Origin of the sequence: Paenarthrobacter sp. NPDC057981, assembly GCF_042886835.1 — a bacterium.
Classification (GTDB): Bacteria; Actinomycetota; Actinomycetes; order Actinomycetales; family Micrococcaceae; genus Arthrobacter.
In genome coordinates, this window is record NZ_JBHVQI010000012.1 from 58,385 (window position 1) to 76,230 (window position 17,846).

Annotated in this window: 17 protein-coding genes; 12 read left to right on the forward strand and 5 right to left on the reverse strand. The window is 63.5% G+C overall.

Going from position 1 to position 17,846, the window contains the following annotated elements; genetic code table 11:
* Positions 1 to 69: 69 nt before the first annotated feature.
* From ACFVSI_RS12640 to ACFVSI_RS12660, 5 genes are read left to right on the forward strand one after another with little or no spacing between them, the layout of a single operon-like run.
* Entirely contained in the window at positions 70 to 1,257 is a 1,188-nt protein-coding gene (locus ACFVSI_RS12640; protein WP_387823902.1) for a 5-(carboxyamino)imidazole ribonucleotide synthase, read from the forward strand.
* Positions 1,254 to 1,817, forward strand: a complete 564-nt coding sequence (gene purE / locus ACFVSI_RS12645) for a 5-(carboxyamino)imidazole ribonucleotide mutase (protein ID WP_377548958.1) — start codon at positions 1,254 to 1,256, stop codon at positions 1,815 to 1,817. The genes ACFVSI_RS12640 and purE overlap by 4 nt, the downstream gene beginning before the upstream one ends.
* Positions 1,818 to 1,828: 11 nt before the next feature.
* Positions 1,829 to 3,469, forward strand: a complete 1,641-nt coding sequence (locus ACFVSI_RS12650; protein ID WP_387823906.1) for an LCP family protein — start codon at positions 1,829 to 1,831, stop codon at positions 3,467 to 3,469.
* A gap of 41 nt (positions 3,470 to 3,510) precedes the next feature.
* On the forward strand, positions 3,511 to 4,761 hold the full coding sequence (gene manA / locus ACFVSI_RS12655; protein WP_387823909.1) for a mannose-6-phosphate isomerase, class I: 1,251 nt from the start codon (positions 3,511 to 3,513) through the stop codon (positions 4,759 to 4,761).
* Positions 4,762 to 4,764: 3 nt separating this feature from the next.
* Positions 4,765 to 5,700 carry a lipid II:glycine glycyltransferase FemX gene (locus ACFVSI_RS12660; protein ID WP_387823912.1) on the forward strand — a complete coding sequence of 312 codons (936 nt, stop codon included), beginning with the start codon at positions 4,765 to 4,767 and terminating at the stop codon, positions 5,698 to 5,700.
* A 491-nt stretch (positions 5,701 to 6,191) separates the two neighbouring features.
* Here ACFVSI_RS12660 and glpX read toward each other — a convergent pair whose 3' ends face one another.
* Positions 6,192 to 7,214, reverse strand: coding sequence for a class II fructose-bisphosphatase (gene glpX, locus ACFVSI_RS12665; RefSeq protein WP_186313628.1), 1,023 nt, complete (start codon positions 7,212 to 7,214; stop codon positions 6,192 to 6,194).
* A 201-nt stretch (positions 7,215 to 7,415) separates the two neighbouring features.
* Between glpX and ACFVSI_RS12670 the strand changes: the two genes are divergently transcribed.
* From ACFVSI_RS12670 to ACFVSI_RS12690, 5 genes are all read left to right on the forward strand, one after another.
* Complete coding sequence (locus ACFVSI_RS12670) at positions 7,416 to 8,123, forward strand: DUF4245 domain-containing protein (protein ID WP_387823915.1); 708 nt, start codon at positions 7,416 to 7,418, stop codon at positions 8,121 to 8,123.
* Between the two features lie 9 nt (positions 8,124 to 8,132).
* Positions 8,133 to 8,747, forward strand: a complete 615-nt coding sequence (locus tag ACFVSI_RS12675; protein ID WP_387823918.1) for a carbonic anhydrase — start codon at positions 8,133 to 8,135, stop codon at positions 8,745 to 8,747.
* An 87-nt stretch (positions 8,748 to 8,834) separates the two neighbouring features.
* Positions 8,835 to 10,262 carry a class II fumarate hydratase gene (locus tag ACFVSI_RS12680; protein ID WP_387823921.1) on the forward strand — a complete coding sequence of 476 codons (1,428 nt, stop codon included), beginning with the start codon at positions 8,835 to 8,837 and terminating at the stop codon, positions 10,260 to 10,262.
* A gap of 145 nt (positions 10,263 to 10,407) precedes the next feature.
* Entirely contained in the window at positions 10,408 to 11,076 is a 669-nt protein-coding gene (locus ACFVSI_RS12685) for a TetR/AcrR family transcriptional regulator (protein WP_387823924.1), read from the forward strand.
* Positions 11,073 to 12,668 (forward strand): MDR family MFS transporter, encoded by a 1,596-nt coding sequence (locus ACFVSI_RS12690; RefSeq protein WP_387823927.1) that lies wholly within the window; start codon positions 11,073 to 11,075, stop codon positions 12,666 to 12,668. The genes ACFVSI_RS12685 and ACFVSI_RS12690 overlap by 4 nt, the downstream gene beginning before the upstream one ends.
* Positions 12,669 to 12,687: 19 nt before the next feature.
* On the opposite strand, the gene ACFVSI_RS12695 is transcribed toward ACFVSI_RS12690, so the two are convergent.
* Together ACFVSI_RS12695 and ACFVSI_RS12700 are read right to left on the reverse strand one after the other, a co-directional pair.
* Complete coding sequence (locus ACFVSI_RS12695; protein WP_387823930.1) at positions 12,688 to 13,161, reverse strand: NUDIX domain-containing protein; 474 nt, start codon at positions 13,159 to 13,161, stop codon at positions 12,688 to 12,690.
* A gap of 65 nt (positions 13,162 to 13,226) precedes the next feature.
* On the reverse strand, positions 13,227 to 13,778 hold the full coding sequence (locus ACFVSI_RS12700) for an A24 family peptidase (protein ID WP_262277820.1): 552 nt from the start codon (positions 13,776 to 13,778) through the stop codon (positions 13,227 to 13,229).
* A 61-nt stretch (positions 13,779 to 13,839) separates the two neighbouring features.
* Here ACFVSI_RS12700 and ACFVSI_RS12705 point away from each other — a divergent pair, with 61 nt between their 5' ends.
* Together ACFVSI_RS12705 and ACFVSI_RS12710 are read left to right on the forward strand one after the other, a co-directional pair.
* Positions 13,840 to 14,601, forward strand: coding sequence for a hypothetical protein (locus ACFVSI_RS12705; protein ID WP_387823933.1), 762 nt, complete (start codon positions 13,840 to 13,842; stop codon positions 14,599 to 14,601).
* 33 nt (positions 14,602 to 14,634) lie between these two features.
* On the forward strand, positions 14,635 to 15,300 hold the full coding sequence (locus tag ACFVSI_RS12710) for a GNAT family N-acetyltransferase (protein ID WP_387823936.1): 666 nt from the start codon (positions 14,635 to 14,637) through the stop codon (positions 15,298 to 15,300).
* Positions 15,301 to 15,403: 103 nt separating this feature from the next.
* Here ACFVSI_RS12710 and ACFVSI_RS12715 read toward each other — a convergent pair whose 3' ends face one another.
* Together ACFVSI_RS12715 and ACFVSI_RS12720 are read right to left on the reverse strand one after the other, a co-directional pair.
* Positions 15,404 to 16,798: a PhoH family protein gene (locus tag ACFVSI_RS12715; RefSeq protein ID WP_387823939.1), complete on the reverse strand. Its 1,395-nt coding sequence runs from the start codon at positions 16,796 to 16,798 to the stop codon at positions 15,404 to 15,406.
* A gap of 237 nt (positions 16,799 to 17,035) precedes the next feature.
* Positions 17,036 to 17,839, reverse strand: a complete 804-nt coding sequence (locus tag ACFVSI_RS12720) for an isoprenyl transferase (protein WP_387823942.1) — start codon at positions 17,837 to 17,839, stop codon at positions 17,036 to 17,038.
* Positions 17,840 to 17,846 lie beyond the last annotated feature (7 nt).

Below are 17,846 nucleotides of genomic sequence, written 5' to 3' on the forward strand. Positions count from 1 at the left end.
CGGGGATAAAAGGGCCCAAAAGAGCCACAGAATCAGTGATCCTGTCGCTGGTTCGGTAGGCTGAACCTTGTGACTTTTCCAGTAATTGGCGTTGTTGGCGGCGGCCAACTCGCACGAATGATGGCTCCGCCCGCTACCGCATTGGGCTTCGAACTCCGCGTTTTGGCCGAAGGTGAGGACGTTTCGGCGGTTGCCGCCGTGGCTACGGCTCCCATAGGCGACTACAAGGACTTGAACGCTCTCCTGGAGTTTTCCAAAGGCCTGGACGTTCTGACGTTCGATCACGAACACGTCCCCACCGGGCACCTGAGAGCCCTGTTGGATGCCGGCGTGAACGTTCAGCCCGGTCCCGATGCCTTGGTCAACGCCCAGGACAAGCTCGTGATGCGGGCCGCCATCGACCGGTTGGGCCTGCCCAACCCCGAATGGTCGGCCGTGCACACCGTTGACGAGCTTGTTGCCTTCGGCGACAGGATCGGCTGGCCCGTAGTGCTGAAAACGCCACGCGGCGGTTACGACGGCAAGGGCGTCAGGATCGTCGACTCCGGCGCCGATGCCCTGGAGACCGAGGACTGGTTCCAGGCCATGAGTCCCCTCCTGGCCGAAGCGAAGGTGGACTTCAGCCGGGAACTCTCCGCACTGGTGGCACGCACTCCCAGTGGCGAGTCCCGTGCCTGGCCCGTGGTGCACACCATCCAGGTTGACGGTGTCTGCGATGAAGTCATTGCCCCGGCCCAGAACATTGCCGTGGAAGTCGCTGCTGCAGCAGAGGAAGCCGCGCTCCGCATCGCCAACGAGCTCGGAGTCACAGGCGTGATGGCTGCGGAGTTGTTCGAAACTCCGGGCGTCGGGGCGGGATTCCTGATCAATGAGCTGGCAATGCGTCCGCACAACACCGGCCACTGGACCCAGGATGGCTCCATCACCAGCCAGTTCGAACAGCACCTGCGTGCCGTGCTGGACCTGCCGCTGGGTGCCACCGACGCACTGGCTCCGGTCGTTGTCATGAAGAACTTCCTTGGCGGGGAAAACCAGGATCTCTTCAAAGCTTTCCCCATGGCTCTGGCGTACGAGCCTGCCGCGAAGGTGCACTCCTACGGCAAATCCGTTCGCCCCGGCCGCAAAATCGGTCACGTCAACCTCGTCGGCAGCTCCGTGGCCGACGTCGACTCCGTACGTGAGCGCGCCACCACAGTGGCCAACATCATCCGTGATGGCCGCACGCCCGAACAGACCCCACTCGAGGAGACCGTATGACGACGACACCGCAAGCCCCGCTGGTAGGACTCGTTATGGGCTCCGACTCCGATTGGCCCGTCATGGAGGCGGCCGCGGACGCCCTGGCCGAGTTCGGCATCCCTTTTGAGGCCGACGTCGTTTCTGCCCACCGCATGCCCACGGAAATGATCAGCTACGGCCAAACAGCGCATGAGCGTGGCCTTCGCGTCATCATTGCCGGGGCCGGCGGCGCAGCGCATCTGCCGGGCATGCTGGCTTCCGTGACGCCGCTTCCTGTCATCGGCGTCCCCGTTCCGCTCAAGACGCTGGACGGGATGGACTCCCTGCTGTCGATCGTGCAGATGCCTGCCGGAGTTCCCGTAGCCACCGTGTCTATAGCGGGCGCCCGCAACGCAGGCCTCCTGGCAGTGCGCATGCTCGCATCCGGCACCGACGAACTGGCCGCAAAGCTCAGGGGCGATCTTCTCGATTTCGCCCAGGAGCTCAACGACGTGGCCAGCAAGAAGGGCGAGAACCTTCGCCGCAAAGTAGAGGAAGTTTTCTCCCCGGCCAACGCTTCAGCCCGGAGCACCCGCTAGGAAGGCAGCGGATGACTACCATGCACAAGAACCCGAGTCAGCCCGGTTCCGCCCTGACTGATCCCGTCCGCTACCCATCCGGTGCCAGTGCACCGGTGCGGACCAAACGCGCCTTCGTGCTGGTCCTCCTCACCCTTTTTGTTCCCGGCAGTGCCCAGATCGTCGCGGGCGACCGCAAGCTTGGGCGCCTTGCCCTGCGCGTGACGCTCACTGTGTGGGCCCTGGCTCTGCTGACCATAATCATTGCCGTGGCCAACCGGACACTGCTGCTGAGCATTGTGACCCACCCTGTCGGGTCGCTGTTCATCATTGTTGTTCTGGTCGCCCTCGCTCTGGGGTGGGCGTACTTGTTCCTCAACACCCTGCGGATCATCAGGCCAACGCTTCTTGCTCCCGGAATGCGTCCCATCATTGCCGTGGTGGTGGCTTTTTCAACCATCCTCGCCAGCGGATCGCTGGGGTACTTGGCCTATGTCCTGAACGTGAGCCGCAACGCGATCGGCAGCATCTTCGAAGCCGGTCCGGCCATCGACCCCGTGGACGGGCGCTACAACTTCCTGATGATGGGCGGCGACGCCGGAGATGACCGGACCGGGCGACGTCCGGACAGCCTGTCCGTCATCAGCGTCGACGCAAAGTCCGGCGAAAGCGCCATCATCTCCGTGCCCCGCAACCTCCAGAACGCCCAGTTCAGCGAGGGATCGCCCATGCGGAAGATCTACCCGGACGGTTACAACTGCGGCGACGAATGCCTCATCAACGCCGTCAACACCGAGGTCACCAACAAGTACAAAGACCTCTATCCTGGCGTCCAGGACCCCGGCGCCCAGGCAACCTTGGAAGCAGTCTCGGGCACGCTCGGCATCACCGTCCAGGCGTACGTCCTGGTGGACATGGACGGCTTTGCCAAACTCATCGACGCCATGGGCGGCATCCGTATCAAGGCCGGCGGCTGGGTACCGATCAGTGGCCCGGTCACCGACGAAGCCAACGGCATCCACGGGATGCCGGACGGCTGGATCCCTGCCGGAGACCAGCACTTGGATGGCTTCCACGCGCTTTGGTATGGCCGCTCCCGCGAATTCGTGGACGACTACGCCCGGATCGCGCGCCAGCAGTGCGTTCAGCAGGCCATGCTCAAGCAGTTGGACCCTGCCACCCTCCTGACCAAGTTCGAGGACATCGCCAACGCCGGAACCAAGGTGGTTGATTCCAATATCTCGTCCAACCAGCTGGGCAGCTTCGTGGATCTCGCACTGAAGTCCAAGAACCAACCGGTCAAACGCCTCACGATCGGCCCCCCGGATTTCGATGCTTCCTTCTCCACGGTTCCCGACTTCGACGTGATCCACTCCAAGGTCCAGGAACTGCTGGCTTCCTCCAGCAACAGTCCGAAGGCGAGTGACGCCGTCGTGCTCCCCGGCAGCCGCGGTGCGGCAGTGGGAGCCGGAGCTGTCATGGCGGCCGGACCTGTCAACGCCTTGGCGCCTGCAAGCCAGCTGCCTTCACCGTCGGCAGACTTCACCCCTGTGACCACCACCCCGGACGGCACACCGATCACCATCGAATTGTTGAACGGCCTCAAGGCCCAAGGCGATGAACAGGGCATCCGCGACCTCGTGGCCACCAACGGCCAGTGCGCACCCCTGTAAGTTCCACCCCACGTTCAGCGCAACGATAAGGACTTTCTTTCGTGTACCAGATTGAGAATGTTTTGCGACCCTACGCGTGGGGTTCGACGACGGCGATCGCCGAACTGCTGGGGCGGCAGGCGTCAGGCGGTCCCGAGGCCGAAATGTGGATCGGAGCCCACCCGGACTCCCCCTCCACGGCCATCCACCCCAACGGCGTCACCCAGCCCCTGGACGCTCTCATCTCCTCCGACCCACAACGCAACCTCGGATCGGAAAGCCTCGCCGAGTTCGGTCCCCGCCTGCCGTTCCTCACCAAGCTCCTGGCAGCAGAACAACCGCTGTCCCTGCAGGTTCATCCGAGCCTCGAGCAAGCACGCGAAGGATTCGCGCGGGAGAATGCCGCCGGGGTCGCCCCCGACGCCGGTGATCGCAACTACCGCGACGACAACCACAAGCCGGAGATGATTTTTGCCCTCACGCCGTTCAACGCGCTGTGCGGCTTCCGCTCCCCCGCAAATTCCCGTGCCATCTTCGAGCACCTGGCCCACGTCCTGGACTCCGCCGCTGTCGACGTTCCGCAGGTGATCACCGACGTCGTCTCCGATCTCGGTCAGGCCGAACCGGCGGCGGCATTGAGGGCCGCCTTCAGCCGTCTGATCCAGGGCGGAAGTGCGGTCTCCGATGCCATCGACGAGGTCGTGGCGGTCCTGGCCGCGGGGGCGCCGCTGGAGCCACACCGCCAGGCGTTGACGGCGATGCTCGACATCAACCAGGCCTTCCCCGGCGACCCTGGGGTCCTCATTTCGCTGCTCCTGAACCACTTGTCCCTGGAACCCGGTGAGGTTGTCTACCTGCCGGCGGGCAACGTCCATGCCTACCTGCACGGCCTGGGCGTCGAAGTCATGGCGTCCTCGGACAATGTCCTTCGCGGTGGCCTCACCCCCAAGCACGTGGACGTTCCGGAGCTGCTGAAGACTGTGCGTTTCGAGGCTCTCGGAGTTCCGCGCGTCGAGGCCAGTGGGACGGAATTCGGGCAGGAACTGTACCGTCCGCCCTTCAAGGAGTTCCAGCTCCAGCGCATCGAGCTCGCCCCCGACGCAGCCCCGGTGCCGCTGGCACAGACGGGGCCGGCCGTCGTCGTTGTTGTTTCCGGTTCCGTGCTGCTCGACTCGCCCAAGAGCGATCTCCAGCTTGATCGCGGCGCCGCCGCTTTCATCCCCGACATCGAGGCTCCGGTCAACGTCCACCCCGTCCAGGGTGCCACCGGGACCAGCATTGCCTTTGCCGTGACCACGGGCTTGGGGAACTGACGCATGGAATTCTTTCTTCAAACGCCCGCATGGGCGGCAGTCCAGCGTTCCCTGGGACGCCGCGTCCACGAACAATCCGGCCCTGGCTGGAGCTTTCTTGCCATCGAGGAAAAGAACCCTGCTGGCAAAGTCATCTACGCCCCCTATGGGCCAGTGGCCGACTCCGTGGAGGCCTTTGACGCCGCCACGGCAGCGCTGGCGGCTTTGGCCAAGACGGAGCATGCAGTGTTCGTCCGCATGGAACCGGCCGCGGCAGGTTTCACAGCGGACGACGCCGGTCCTCTCCTTCGCGCCCGAGGCCTGCGGCCCGCGCCGGTCAACCTGCAGCCCGAACTCAGCTGGGTGGTGGACTTGGAGGGGGATTTCAAGGATGTGCTGGCTGGCATGAAGCCGACCAACCGCAACCTGTACCGGAACATTCACAAAAAGGGCGTGACATTCCGCGCTTCCCAGGACCCGTCTGACATCTCGATCCTGCTGCACTTCCTCCACCTGACCGCCGCGCGTAATGGCTTCAAGCCGCAAAGCGACGAATACCTGACCCAGGTGGCGGCGTCGTTGTTGCCCTCAGGTGCCGGAACTCTGTTCATCGCCGAGCTGGAGGGCGAGCCCATCGCGGCCGCTTTCGCCTATGACTCCGCAGACACCCGGGTCTACGCCCACGCCGCCCTGGATGACACGCACCGAAAGCTCAGTGCGGGCATCCCGCTCCTGGTCACGCTCATGGCCGACGCCAAAGAGAAGGGCCTCAAGCACGTGGACCTCTGGGGCGTCGCGCCCGAGGACCAGCCCGACCACAAGTGGGCCGGCTTCACGGCCTTCAAGAAGTCCTTTGGTGGCCGCGAGGTCTCCTACCCCGGCACCTGGGACCTCCCGGTCAACAAACTCCGCTACGGCGCCTACCAGCTGGCCCGGAAGGTTCGCGACAAGCTCCGCTGAAGGCGGCGGGCGTATTGGCGTCGCGGCGTCCCGCTGCGACCCACTTGCGCCCCGCTCGGGTCGGGACCCGCCGGTGGTTACGGCGTGTCGGGCGGCCTACGGCGGCAAAGCAGGTGGCGACGGTACACCCAGCGGCACGCTCCATGGAAAGCCCGACGTCGGGCACTCACCCAAGTACCGACGTCGGGCTTTCGACGCCCATGTTCCCTGAAGCCATCCAAATTCAAATGTCCCCACGTGCCGCCGCGACCCACTTTGCGGGCGTCCGGGTCGGGACGCGCCGCTGATTAGGGCTTGTCCGGCTGCCCACGCCGTCAAAGAAGGTGGCGACGGCACACTCCGTCGGCGACGCCCCGCCCAAGAATGCGCGAAGCCGAAACCGGGCGGGCACAAAGAAGGACGGCGGGTATCGCGAAAGCGGCATCAAATCGACGAGGTACGAGGAGATAGCCGCCGGGCGATGCCCGCCGTCCTTCAGTTGCTAGGAGAGGTTACGCCTTGCGCGCGTACGTCTCCCACTTGGATGCGTGGTGCTCAGCATCGACGAAGCGCACAGTGCCGGACTTTGAACGCATCACGATGGACTGCGTCAGGACGCGGTCCTTCTGGTAGCGGACGCCGCGCAGGAGGTCGCCGTCGGTGATGCCGGTGGCCGCGAAGTAGCAGTTGTCCGAGGTAACGAGGTCGTTGGTGGACAGGACACGGTCGAGGTCGTGTCCGGCGTCGATCGCCTTCTGCTTCTCTTCGTCCGACGTCGGCCAGAGACGGCCCTGGATAACGCCGCCGAGGGACTTGATGGCGCACGCTGCAACGATGCCTTCAGGCGTGCCGCCGATGCCCATGAGGGCGTCGACGCCGGTGCCCGAGCGTGCAGCTGCGATGGCGCCTGCGACGTCGCCGTCCATGATGAACTTGGTGCGTGCACCGGCTTCGCGGATCTCTTCGACCAGCGGACGGTGGCGGTCACGGTCAAGGATCATGACGTTGAGCTGGTTGACCTTGACGCCCTTGGCTTTGGCGATCAGGTGCAGGTTCTGCTTGACAGGCAGGCGAAGGTCCACCATGTCGGCAGCCTCGGGACCCGTGACGAGCTTCTCCATGTAGAAGACAGCCGAGGGGTCGAACATGGAGCCGCGCTCGGCAACTGCCAGCACGGCCAGGGCGTTGTTGATGCCCAGCGCAGTGAGGCGGGTTCCATCGATGGGGTCGACTGCAACGTCACACTCGGGACCAGTGCCATCGCCAACCTGTTCGCCGTTGAACAGCATGGGGGCTTCGTCCTTTTCGCCTTCACCAATCACCACGACGCCGTTGAAGTGGACGGTGTGAAGGAACGAACGCATGGCGTCGACGGCGGCGCCGTCTGCTTTGTTCTTGTCGCCGAACCCCACCCAGTGGCCACCGGCAATAGCCGCTGCTTCGGTGACTCGGACGAGTTCAAGCGCAAGGTTGCGGTCGGGTTCGTCGATGCCGACGGCGAGCGACGGCGAAATCGTGGAATACTGCTGGGTCATTGGTGCAGGAGACACTTGAACCTCTTCTTCGAGTGACGATTCACGGGACCGGACAAGGCTGCACAAAGGCAACCCGGGGTTCCTCTACCAACGATCATAGTCGCCACGTCCACTGAGGGTGGTTGAATGACCACCGGCCGCAATACCGGTGGTGAGGTTGCCCGATGTGTGTTCCCTGCCCCGATAAGGGATCATTGAGGGGTGAGTGAAACGCAGGACAAGTCCGCTGCCGGTAACCAACCTGAAGCCGCGGCGGCCGACCCCATCAATGCCCAGGAAGCCCCCTTCAAGCCCGTGATCGCGGCGAAAGCTGCCAAACGGGCCAACGCCTCTGTCATTGGCATGGTCATCGCCCTTCTGGTCTGCGTACTGGCTTTCCTTCCCATCGTTTTGATGAATCCCGCACCCAAGGGTGAGGGCTTCCGGCCAGCCATCGACGTGGCTTCCATCGCCAAAAACGCCGAAGGTGTGGCCGGATTCACACCCGTGACGCCGGATACCGGCGACACATTCCGCCCGAACTACGCCCGCTGGGAATCGGGAAGCGGAACTGGCGTCCCCACCTGGGAGGTTGGTTTCCTCACTCCCAAGGAAGCTTTCATCGGCCTCACCCAGACCAACAAAGCCAATCCCACCTGGACCCTGCAGCAAACCGGCAACCTTCCGGTGACAGGAACCCGCAATGCCGGGGGTCAGGACTGGGAACTGCGTGACTCCGGCAAGGAAAAGCGCAGCATGGTCCTCGAGTACAAGGGCACAACCATCATCCTCAGCGGCACGGCAAGCCTTGAGGAATTCGCCAAGCTCGCCGACGCCGTCGTGAAGTCCGCAGACCAAGGCGCGGCAGCCGTGTCACCTTCGACTCAAAGCAGCGCAACACTTTCGCAGCCCGCAACACCTGCACCGTAAAGTAATAAGGTGCCTACTAAACTGACTCCAGCCCTGGCCTGGCAACGCCTCCGCGAGGGCAATGAACGATTTGTTTCCGGCGAATCCAAGCATCCCAACCAGGATGCTTCCCGCCGCTCGTCCCTGCTCGAGGGCCAGAACCCCTTCGCCGTGATCTTCGGCTGTGCGGATTCACGCCTGGCCGCAGAGATCATCTTCGACCTCGGCCTGGGCGATGCCTTCGTGGTGCGCACGGCCGGACAGGTGATCGACGACGCCGTCCTGGGTTCTCTCGAGTACAGCATCAGCGAGCTCAAGGTGCCCCTGATCGCGATCCTGGGCCACGACAGCTGCGGCGCCGTGACAGCCACCAAGGGCGCAGTGGAAACCGGAGAAATGCCGCCGGGCTTCATCCGCGACCTCGTCGAGCGCATCACCCCCTCGGTCCTCACGGCCAAGCGCAACGGCCAGGAAGACGTCAACGACATGGTGGTGGAGCACGTCAAGCAGACCGCTGAACGCCTGGCGGACAGCTCACGTGTGATTTCGGACGCCATTGAGGATGGCCGCGTGGCCGTCATCGGCCTCTCCTACAAACTCGGCGAGGGCCAAGCTGCCCTTGTTTCCGCGATCGGCGAGCTCTAGGAAGCCGTGCCCCGGCCATCTGGCCGGGGCACGTAGCACTCCCCTGCGGGTTTTCTGTGAAGCGTCCAATCGCCATAAGCTAGCCCCATGACTTCCACCACTGAGTTCCGTATTGAACATGACACGATGGGCGAAGTTCGCGTCCCCGTGAACGCCCTGTACCGCGCCCAGACGCAGCGTGCTGTGGAGAACTTCCCCATCTCCGGCAAGACGCTTGAGCGCACTCACATTGAAGCCCTTGCCCGGGTAAAGAAGGCAGCCGCACTGGCGAACGCTGAACTGGGGGTGCTCGACGGCGAGCTCGCCGAGGCCATCGCCGCAGCAGCCGATGAGGTTGCAACCGGCAAGTACGACGGCGACTTCCCGATTGACGTCTTCCAGACCGGCTCGGGCACTTCCTCGAACATGAACACCAACGAGGTCATCGCCGAGCTGGCCTCCCGCGCCCTCTCTGCCGCCGGCAGCGACAAGGTGGTCCACCCCAACGACCACGTGAACGCTTCCCAGTCCTCCAACGACGTCTTCCCGACGTCCGTCCACGTTGCCGCCACCTCGGCCCTGATCAACGACCTGATCCCGGCCCTTGAGTACCTGGCCGCTTCCCTGGACCGCAAGGCTGTGGAGTTCAAGGACGTCGTCAAGTCCGGCCGTACGCACCTCATGGATGCCACCCCTGTCATGCTGGGCCAGGAATTCGGCGGCTACGCAGCACAGGTCCGCTACGGCATCGAGCGCATCAACGCCGCCCTCCCCCGCGTTGCCGAAGTTCCCCTGGGCGGAACCGCCGTCGGTACCGGCATCAACACCCCGGCCGGCTTCCCGGAGCGCGTCATCGAGCTGCTCGCAGCCGACACCGGTCTGCCGCTGACCGAAGCACGCGACCACTTCGAGGCCCAGGCCAACCGCGACGGCCTCATCGAAGGCTCCAGCCAGCTGCGCAACATCGCGATCTCCTTCATGAAGATCAACAACGACCTCCGCTGGATGGGCTCCGGACCCAACACGGGCCTTGGCGAAATCGCCATCCCCGACCTGCAGCCGGGCTCCTCGATCATGCCCGGCAAGGTCAACCCGGTCATCTGCGAAGCGTCCATCATGGTCTGCGCCCAGGTCATCGGCAACGACACCGCCATCGCCTGGTCCGGCACCAACGGCGCCTTCGAGCTCAACGTCGGCATCCCGGTCATGGCCGCCAACCTGCTCGAGTCCATCCGCCTGCTGGCCAACACCAGCCGCGTCATGGCCGACAAGATGATCGACGGCATCACCGCCAACGTCGAGCGTGCCCGCTTCCTGGCCGAAGCTTCGCCGTCCATCGTGACGCCGCTGAACAAGTACATCGGCTACGAAAACGCCGCGAAGATCGCCAAGATCGCCGTCAAGGAAGGCCTGACCATTCGCCAGGCCACCGAGAAGCTTGGCTTCGTCGGTGAGGGCGAAGGCAAGGTCTCCGAAGCAGACCTGGACAAGGCCCTCGACGTCACCACCATGACGTCCCCGGCGCACAAGGCGTAACTGCCGGAGCAAGACCCAAAGTACGACGACGGCCGGTACCTTCCAGACGGAAGGTACCGGCCGTCGTCGCATGTGGGCTCGTTATGAGGAATGACACCTAACGCTCTTTTTGCACTATTGAGAGGTTAGTGCAAAACTTTACTTTGTGAGCAATAGTGCAAATAACGACGGCGGCCTCCGCGAGCGCAAGCGGGTCGCCACACGTCTGGCCATCACCGCCGTCGCGCGCAACTTGACTGCCGAACGCGGACTCAACGGCTATACCGTGGAGGAAGTGTGCGAGGACGCGGGAATCTCCCGGCGCACATTCTTCAACTACTTCCATTCCAAGGAAGACGCCGTCATCGGAGCCTTTTCCGACGATCTTCCGCAGGATGCGCTGGACGCGTTCAACCGGAACGAGGCACGCCGAACGGACGGCATCTCCGGAACGCTGCTCTCCGCGCTGTTCCACCTAACTGTGGACATCGTGGAGCGTTCCACCATCAGCCGTGCCGAGGTCCACCAACTGATCGCCGCGATCAAAGCCGAGCCCCAACTCCTGGGCCGCATGACGTTGGAAGGCGAGGCACGGGAACGCCAGTTCATGGAACTGATCGCCGCCCGCGAAGGCCTCACCCCCGACCACCCGGAGATCATCATGGCCTCGGCCGTTTTCGGCGCAGTTTCCAAGAAGACGTCCCAGCAGTTCTTCTCCGAGGACAACACACGGCCTTACCGCGAGCTTCTCGACCAGAACCTCGCTGCCGCCCGGAAACTCTTTTCGCAACCGCTGGACACCACCCCGGCACAGACACCGAAGGACCCCGCATGAGTACACTCTCGAAGGCAGCAGAACCCTTGCTGCTGACCCAGAAACGAATCTGGATCATCTTCTCAGCGCTGATCGCAGGAATGCTGCTGTCCAGCCTGGACCAAACCATTGTCTCCACGGCGATGCCGACAATCGTCGGAAAGCTTGGCGGTGTGGAACACCAGGCCTGGATCACCACTGCCTACCTGTTGGCCACCACCATCGTGATGCCCATCTACGGCAAGTTCGGCGACATCCTTGGCCGGCGCAACCTCTTCCTCGTGGCCATCGCACTGTTCACATTGGCATCAGTCGGCTGTGCTTTTGCCACCGATTTCTGGGGCTTCGTGATCTTCCGTGCCATCCAGGGACTGGGCGGCGGCGGCCTCATGATCCTTTCGCAGGCCATCATCGCCGACATCGTTCCGGCCAAGGAGCGCGGCAAGTACATGGGCCCGCTGGGCGCCATCTTCGGTCTCTCGGCTGTAGCCGGTCCCCTGCTGGGCGGCTTCTTCGTTGACCACCTCACCTGGGAATGGGCGTTCTACATCAACATTCCCATTGGCATCGCCGCCTTCATTACGGCCTGGTTCACCCTGACCCTGCCGAACAAGAAGGCCGAAAAGAAGATCGACATCCTGGGCGTCATCTTCCTCTCCGCAGCCACCACCTGCCTGATCTTCTTCACAGACTTCGGCGGCAAGAAGGACGAAGGCTGGGATTCTCCCCTCACGTGGGCCTTTGGCGCCGGCATGGTCCTCGCCGCTTTCGCCTTCGTCATGGCCGAACGCCGTGCCGAGGATCCGATCATTCCCTTGAGCCTGTTCAAGAACCCCATTTTCATCAATGCAACCGCCATCGGCTTCACATTGGGCCTGGGCATGTTCGCAGCCATCGCGTTCGTTCCCACGTTCCTGCAGATGTCCTCCGGGACCTCCGCCGCCGAATCAGGCCTCCTGATGCTCCCGATGATGGTGGGCCTTATGGGCACCTCGATCTTCTCCGGTATCCGGATCTCCAAGACGGGCAAGTACAAGCTGTACCCGATCATGGGTGCGGCCCTGACCATCCTGGCCATGCTCTGGTTGACCACTTTGACCGCCGAGACACCCATCTGGATGATCTGCGTGCAGCTGTTCATCTTTGGTGCCGGGCTGGGCCTGATCATGCAGGTGATCGTATTGGTGGTGCAGAATTCTGTACCGGCTGACCAGATCGGCACAGCAACGAGCACCAACAACTACTTCCGCGAAGTAGGTGCCTCCCTGGGCGTCGCTGTCTTTGGCTCCATCTTCACCAACCGCCTGGCCGAATCGCTCACCAAAGCCTTCACGGGCGCAGGGGCATCGGCCGAGCAAGCATCCCAGTCCACCAGAACCCTGGACCCGCAGGCGCTGGCACAACTGCCGGAGCAGTTGCGCGACGCGATCGTGAACGCCTATGCCGACTCCCTGGCGCCCGTCTTCTGGTACTTGGTTCCGTTCATCGCCATTGCGCTGATCCTGGCTATCACTTTGAAGCAGATCCCGCTCTCCGATACTGCCGGTATGGTGGCCCGTGGCGAAGCCATCGGCGGCGCCGAAGCCGAAGAGCTCGAAGCAGCCCGCCGCTAGGCCGGCGGCTGATCCTGCGCTACTCCGTCTGGTACGCCACGGGGCCCTCGGGCTCCGTGGCAAGCCTGATGGCTTCGAGGTTCCCGGCGCTCATGTCGGGAAGTTCGTCCAAGGCAAACCATCCCACCGCAAGGGACTCGTCGTCGTTGACCCTGGCGTCTCCGGAGACGTACCTGCAGCGGAAGATGATGTCCAGGAAGTCGCAGACGTCGCCGTTGGGAAAGGTCACCGGACCAACAACGCCGACGCCGACGATCCGCTCTGCCTCTGCCACCACCGCTGTTTCCTCGAAGATTTCGCGCACCAGCCCCGGTGCCGGATGCTCCCCCGGCTCCAGCATTCCCGTAATGAGGGCCCAGTGCCCGTTGTCGGCCCGTTGGCCCAGCAGCACCCTGCCTTCGTCGTCTAAGACCACACCCCGGACGGCCGGGAGCCACAGAGGGTCATGCCCAATCTTCTCCCGCAGTTTCAACACGAAATCCGGTGCACCCATGGGTCAGCGTTCCTCACAAGAATTCTCGATCCTGCCGCTGTTGCAGCCTTGCTGACAGGCTAGTCTCATGCGGGCAGCAGCACCATTGCGGCGGCCGCACCGGCGAGCATGAAGGGGCCGAACGGGATCGCCGAGCGAAGTGTCCCCCGACGCGTAGCCAGGACTACCAGGCTCCACAGCCCACCCAGAAGGAACGCCGCAAAGGTGCCCGCGAAGACATGGCTCCAACCGAGGTAACCAAGGTAAAGCCCCAGCACTCCGGCCAGCTTCACATCCCCAAAGCCCATCCCGGGCGGATGGATGAACCGCAGGACAAAGTAGAAAAACCACAGAACCGCGCCGCCGGCCAGTGCTGCCAGGCCCGGCACTCCGAACAGTGCCGCCGTGGCCGGGTGCCCCACTCCCGCATCCGGGACGGCCTTCGACACAGCAGCGGCCAGCAACAACACTCCCGCCACGCCGTAGGACGGGAGCACGATCCGGTTCGGCAGCAGGTGGCTTCGGATGTCTATGACGGTGAGCCTGACCGCCATCACCACGAAATACAGGCACGCAGCCGCCAGCAGCCAGAACGCCAAAGGGCTGTCTGACCAGAGTTCGGATAGTCGCCGGATCACCCTCGGATGCTACCCCGATTTGCCCGTCCAGCCCGCTTGAACGTCTGGGTAAACTGTGGATATGGGGCGCTACAGTGCAGATGTACCGGGCTTTGACTTGTCCTCCACATTCCGGAATCTATGCCGCTCTTCGCCATGGAAATGGACAACCCTGCGGTTTGAGTACCTTGAGCGGCCTGGAACCGGAGCCGACATTGTCAGAGCCTGGCTTCGTCGCCCCGGAGCCCTCCGCCTCGAGACAAGCGATGGGCAGTTGCTGCACAGCACCACCGGTATCAACGACTCCCGGGATGACATGTACGTCAGCGCCACACGGCGCTCCTGGCTGCTTCCGGCGCACTTGGTGACCCCTGTCTATGACGACGCCGGGCTGGTCCGACGTCGTCCCGAGGCTCTCTACGGAGAACCTTCCTTCGGTAACGGTCGCCTCGCCGCAGCATTGGATCCCGTTGAGCTGGCAGGAAATTCTCCCGTTCCCCTCGAGTTCCCCGACACCAACCGCGTCTTTTTCGAAGAGCCCCGCACAGTGGATCACGAAGGCCGTCCGGCCTTGGAAACCATCGTGACTCCCAGCAGGACCTATGTACCCTCAGATCCCGCCCAACCCCTGGTTCACCCCGGAAGGACATTGATCAGGATCGACGCCGGAACGGGGGTATGCGTTGCCAGCCAAAGCCTGGACGGCGATACGTCCGGTGTGGGCCATTGGCTGAAGATCCTGGGGGTGGACGAGTACATGCTGGACGACCTGTTCCTGGCCGAGTCGATGAACCTGACGGATGTCCGCCGCCACATTCCCTGGGACATAGGGCCGGCCGCCTGAGGGCTCTCCAGCTTTTCGGGTTAGGCTACGGCGATGACATCGCTGGCAGACATATGGCCCCCGTTCGGACTCGCCCTCACTACCCCGCGGTTGACTGTCCGTCCGATTCTCGACGACGACATCCCCGCCGCCGTGGACGCGGCGCGGTCCGGCATCCACGAACCCGGCAAGAGCCCCTTCAGCATGCCATGGGCTGAAATGCCGGCGGACGAGCTGGCCCCCAACATGGCCCAGTGGTACTGGCGCTGCCGCGGCAACTTCACCAAGGACGATTGGACCCTCCTCCTCGCAGTCTGGCACGACGACGAATTCCTGGGCGTCCAGGACCTCGGCGCCAAGAACTTCAGGACCCTCAAGACCGTCAGTACCGGCTCCTGGCTCAAGCAGTCCGCGCAGGGCCAGGGCTTCGGCAAGGAGATGCGTGCCGCCGTCGTGAGCTTTGCGTTCGACTATCTGGACGCTGAAGTAGCCGAATCCGATGCGGCGGTCTGGAACAGGAAGTCGCTGGGTGTCTCCACAAGCCTTGGCTATGAACCCAACGGCGTCTTCCGCGATGGCTGGGGTGACAAGGTCGAGGAAGTCCAAAGGGTCCGTCTCACCCCGGCCACCTTCAAACGCCCCGACTGGCCCCTCCAGGTCCGGGGCCACGAAGAACTCTTCAAATACCTGGGGATCCGGGAACTTCCGGCGGGTGGCTGACACGGCGAAGGCCAGACATCCGGCAGCGTGCGTCAAAAGCGAGGAACGAGCTGGCACGCAGAGGATGTCTGGCCTTCGACGGCACTGCACCTGGTCGATGGGGCTAGATCTCGGCCCCCTCCAGAAGCTCCGTCACGAGGGCGGCGATCGGCGAGCGTTCGGACCGGGTCAGCGTGATGTGGCCGAAAAGCGGGTGTCCCTTGAGGGTCTCCACCACGGCAGCCACGCCATCGTGCCGCCCCACCCGGAGGTTGTCGCGCTGGGCGACATCGTGGGTGAGGACGATCTTGGAGTTTTGCCCGATGCGGCTCATGACGGTCAGGAGGACGTTCTTCTCCAACGACTGTGCCTCATCCACGATGACGAAAGCGTCATGCAGCGAACGCCCGCGGATGTGGGTCAGCGGAAGGACCTCAAGCATGCCGCGGTCCATGACTTCTTCCACGACTTCCTGGCTGACCAGGGCGCCGAGGGTGTCGAACACGGCCTGTGCCCACGGATTCATCTTTTCGGACTCGGATCCCGGCAGGTAGCCCAGCTCCTGGCCGCCCACAGCGTAGAGCGGCCGGAAGACCACCACCTTGCGGTGCTCCCGGCGTTCCAGCACAGCTTCCAGGCCCGCACAGAGGGCAAGCGCAGACTTTCCGGTGCCTGCCCGTCCGCCGATGGACACGATGCCCACCGAAGGATCCATCAGCATGTCGATGGCGAGCCGTTGTTCGGCTGAGCGGCCGTGGAGACCGAAAACGTCCCGATCGCCCTTGACCAGACGGACCTGCTTGTCCGCCCCAACGCGGCCCAAAGCGGAGCCCCGGTTGGAGAGAAGGACCAGTCCGGTGTTGACGGGAAGTTCGGCCGCCGCCGGTATGAAGACCGGTTCGTGCCCGTAGAGCGTGGTGATTTCGTCGTCGTTGGCTTCGATCTCAGCCATGCCGGTCCACCCGGAGTCCTTGACGAGTTCATTGCGGTACTCGTCTGCTTGCAGACCCATGGCCGAGGCCTTGACCCGCATGGGGAGGTCCTTGGAGACCACTGTGACGTTGTGGCCCTCGTTGGCCAGGTTCTTGGCCACAGCCAGGATCCTGCTGTCGTTGTCGCCCCCGCGGAAACCGGCGGGGAGGACATCCGGTGAGATGTGGTTCATTTCCACCCGGAGGAGGCCGCCATCTTTGCCCAGTGGAATGGCCCGGTCGAGTCCCCCGTGTTCGATCCTCAAGTCGTCGAGGAGGCGCAAGGCTTTCCGGGCGAAATAGCCCAATTCGGGATCGTGGCGCTTTCCTTCGAGCTCGCTGATAACCACGATGGGAACGATGACTTCGTGCTCGGCGAACCGCAACAATGCGTGGGGATCGGAAAGCAGGACGGAGGTATCGATCACGTAGCTGCGGCCCGTGGCGGACGTTGCCGTCCGCGCTTTTCGTGGGACCCGCTTGGCGCGAGAGGTAGCTGCACTTTCCCCGTCGGAAACCATTGCGGGCAGTTGCTCAGAAATAGCCACATCGACTCCAGCCCCGGGCGGTCGCCCGGCCTAATGGTGAAGCGGCTCGGCCGGAAGGCCGGGCGTGGCCTCCCATGTAACTGGTGCGATGTTCCGCTCCATATACTGGCCTCCCCGATCAGCGGGCGGTTTTGCCTGCTGATGGGATTAACGTAATCCCCGACACATTCATTTCCGCAATCCGTTCCCGGCAAGTCGCGTGACAGGCTCGTTAATTTTCGGTGAACCGGCGCGTGATCAGGTTCCGAAGCGGCGTTGCCGGCCCGCGTAATCCCTCAAGGCCCGCAGGAAATCGACCTTGCGGAAAGCGGGCCACAGCGCTTCGCAAAAATAGAACTCGCTGTACGCGCTTTGCCACATCAGGAAGCCGGAGAGGCGCTGCTCACCAGACGTGCGGATGACGAGGTCCGGGTCCGGCTGGCCGCGGGTGTAGAGGAAGCGGGAGATGTCGTCCACCGAAAGTTCATCTGCAACTTCTGTCATGGTCCGCCCCTTGGAGGCGGCGTCGTGCAGAAGTTCCCTGACGGCGTCGACGATTTCGCGACGGCCACCGTAGCCGACGGCGACGTTGACGTGGATCTTTTCATGAACCGGCGTGCGGGAGGTGAGTTTATTCAGTCGCTCGGCGAGATAGTCCGGGAGCAGTTCCGGGGCGCCCATGGCGTGGACGGACACGTCCTCGTCTTCGTCCAAGCGGTCCATGGTGTTGGCGATGATGCCCATGAGCAGATCCAGCTCTTCACCGGAGCGGTTCATGTTGTCGGTGGAGAGCATGTAGAGCGTCACCACCTTGACGCCCAACTCCTGGCACCAGCCCAGGAACTCGTGGATTTTGTCGGCTCCGGCCTGGTGACCCTGGCTGGTCGGGGCATTGAACTGACGTGCCCAGCGGCGGTTGCCGTCCACCATCACGCCGATGTGGCGCGGGATCTGGTCCTGCTTGAGGGAACGCAGGAGTTTGCGCTCATAGAAGCCATAGAGGAAACCGGGCAGCTCCACCGGACACTCACCTGACTTCCTTGCTTGTACGACGACGCACATCCAAGGC

Coding starts and splice junctions, on each gene's coding strand:
- ACFVSI_RS12650 (WP_387823906.1), top strand. CDS start 1,829: ATGACTACCATGCACAAGAACCCGAGTCAGCCCGGTTCCGCCCTGACT.
- ACFVSI_RS12695 (WP_387823930.1), bottom strand. CDS start 13,161: ATGGGTGCACCGGATTTCGTGTTGAAACTGCGGGAGAAGATTGGGCAT.
- purE (WP_377548958.1), top strand. CDS start 1,254: ATGACGACGACACCGCAAGCCCCGCTGGTAGGACTCGTTATGGGCTCC.
- glpX (WP_186313628.1), bottom strand. CDS start 7,214: ATGACCCAGCAGTATTCCACGATTTCGCCGTCGCTCGCCGTCGGCATC.
- ACFVSI_RS12690 (WP_387823927.1), top strand. CDS start 11,073: ATGAGTACACTCTCGAAGGCAGCAGAACCCTTGCTGCTGACCCAGAAA.
- ACFVSI_RS12660 (WP_387823912.1), top strand. CDS start 4,765: ATGGAATTCTTTCTTCAAACGCCCGCATGGGCGGCAGTCCAGCGTTCC.
- ACFVSI_RS12680 (WP_387823921.1), top strand. CDS start 8,835: ATGACTTCCACCACTGAGTTCCGTATTGAACATGACACGATGGGCGAA.
- ACFVSI_RS12705 (WP_387823933.1), top strand. CDS start 13,840: ATGGGGCGCTACAGTGCAGATGTACCGGGCTTTGACTTGTCCTCCACA.
- ACFVSI_RS12710 (WP_387823936.1), top strand. CDS start 14,635: ATGACATCGCTGGCAGACATATGGCCCCCGTTCGGACTCGCCCTCACT.
- ACFVSI_RS12720 (WP_387823942.1), bottom strand. CDS start 17,839: ATGTGCGTCGTCGTACAAGCAAGGAAGTCAGGTGAGTGTCCGGTGGAG.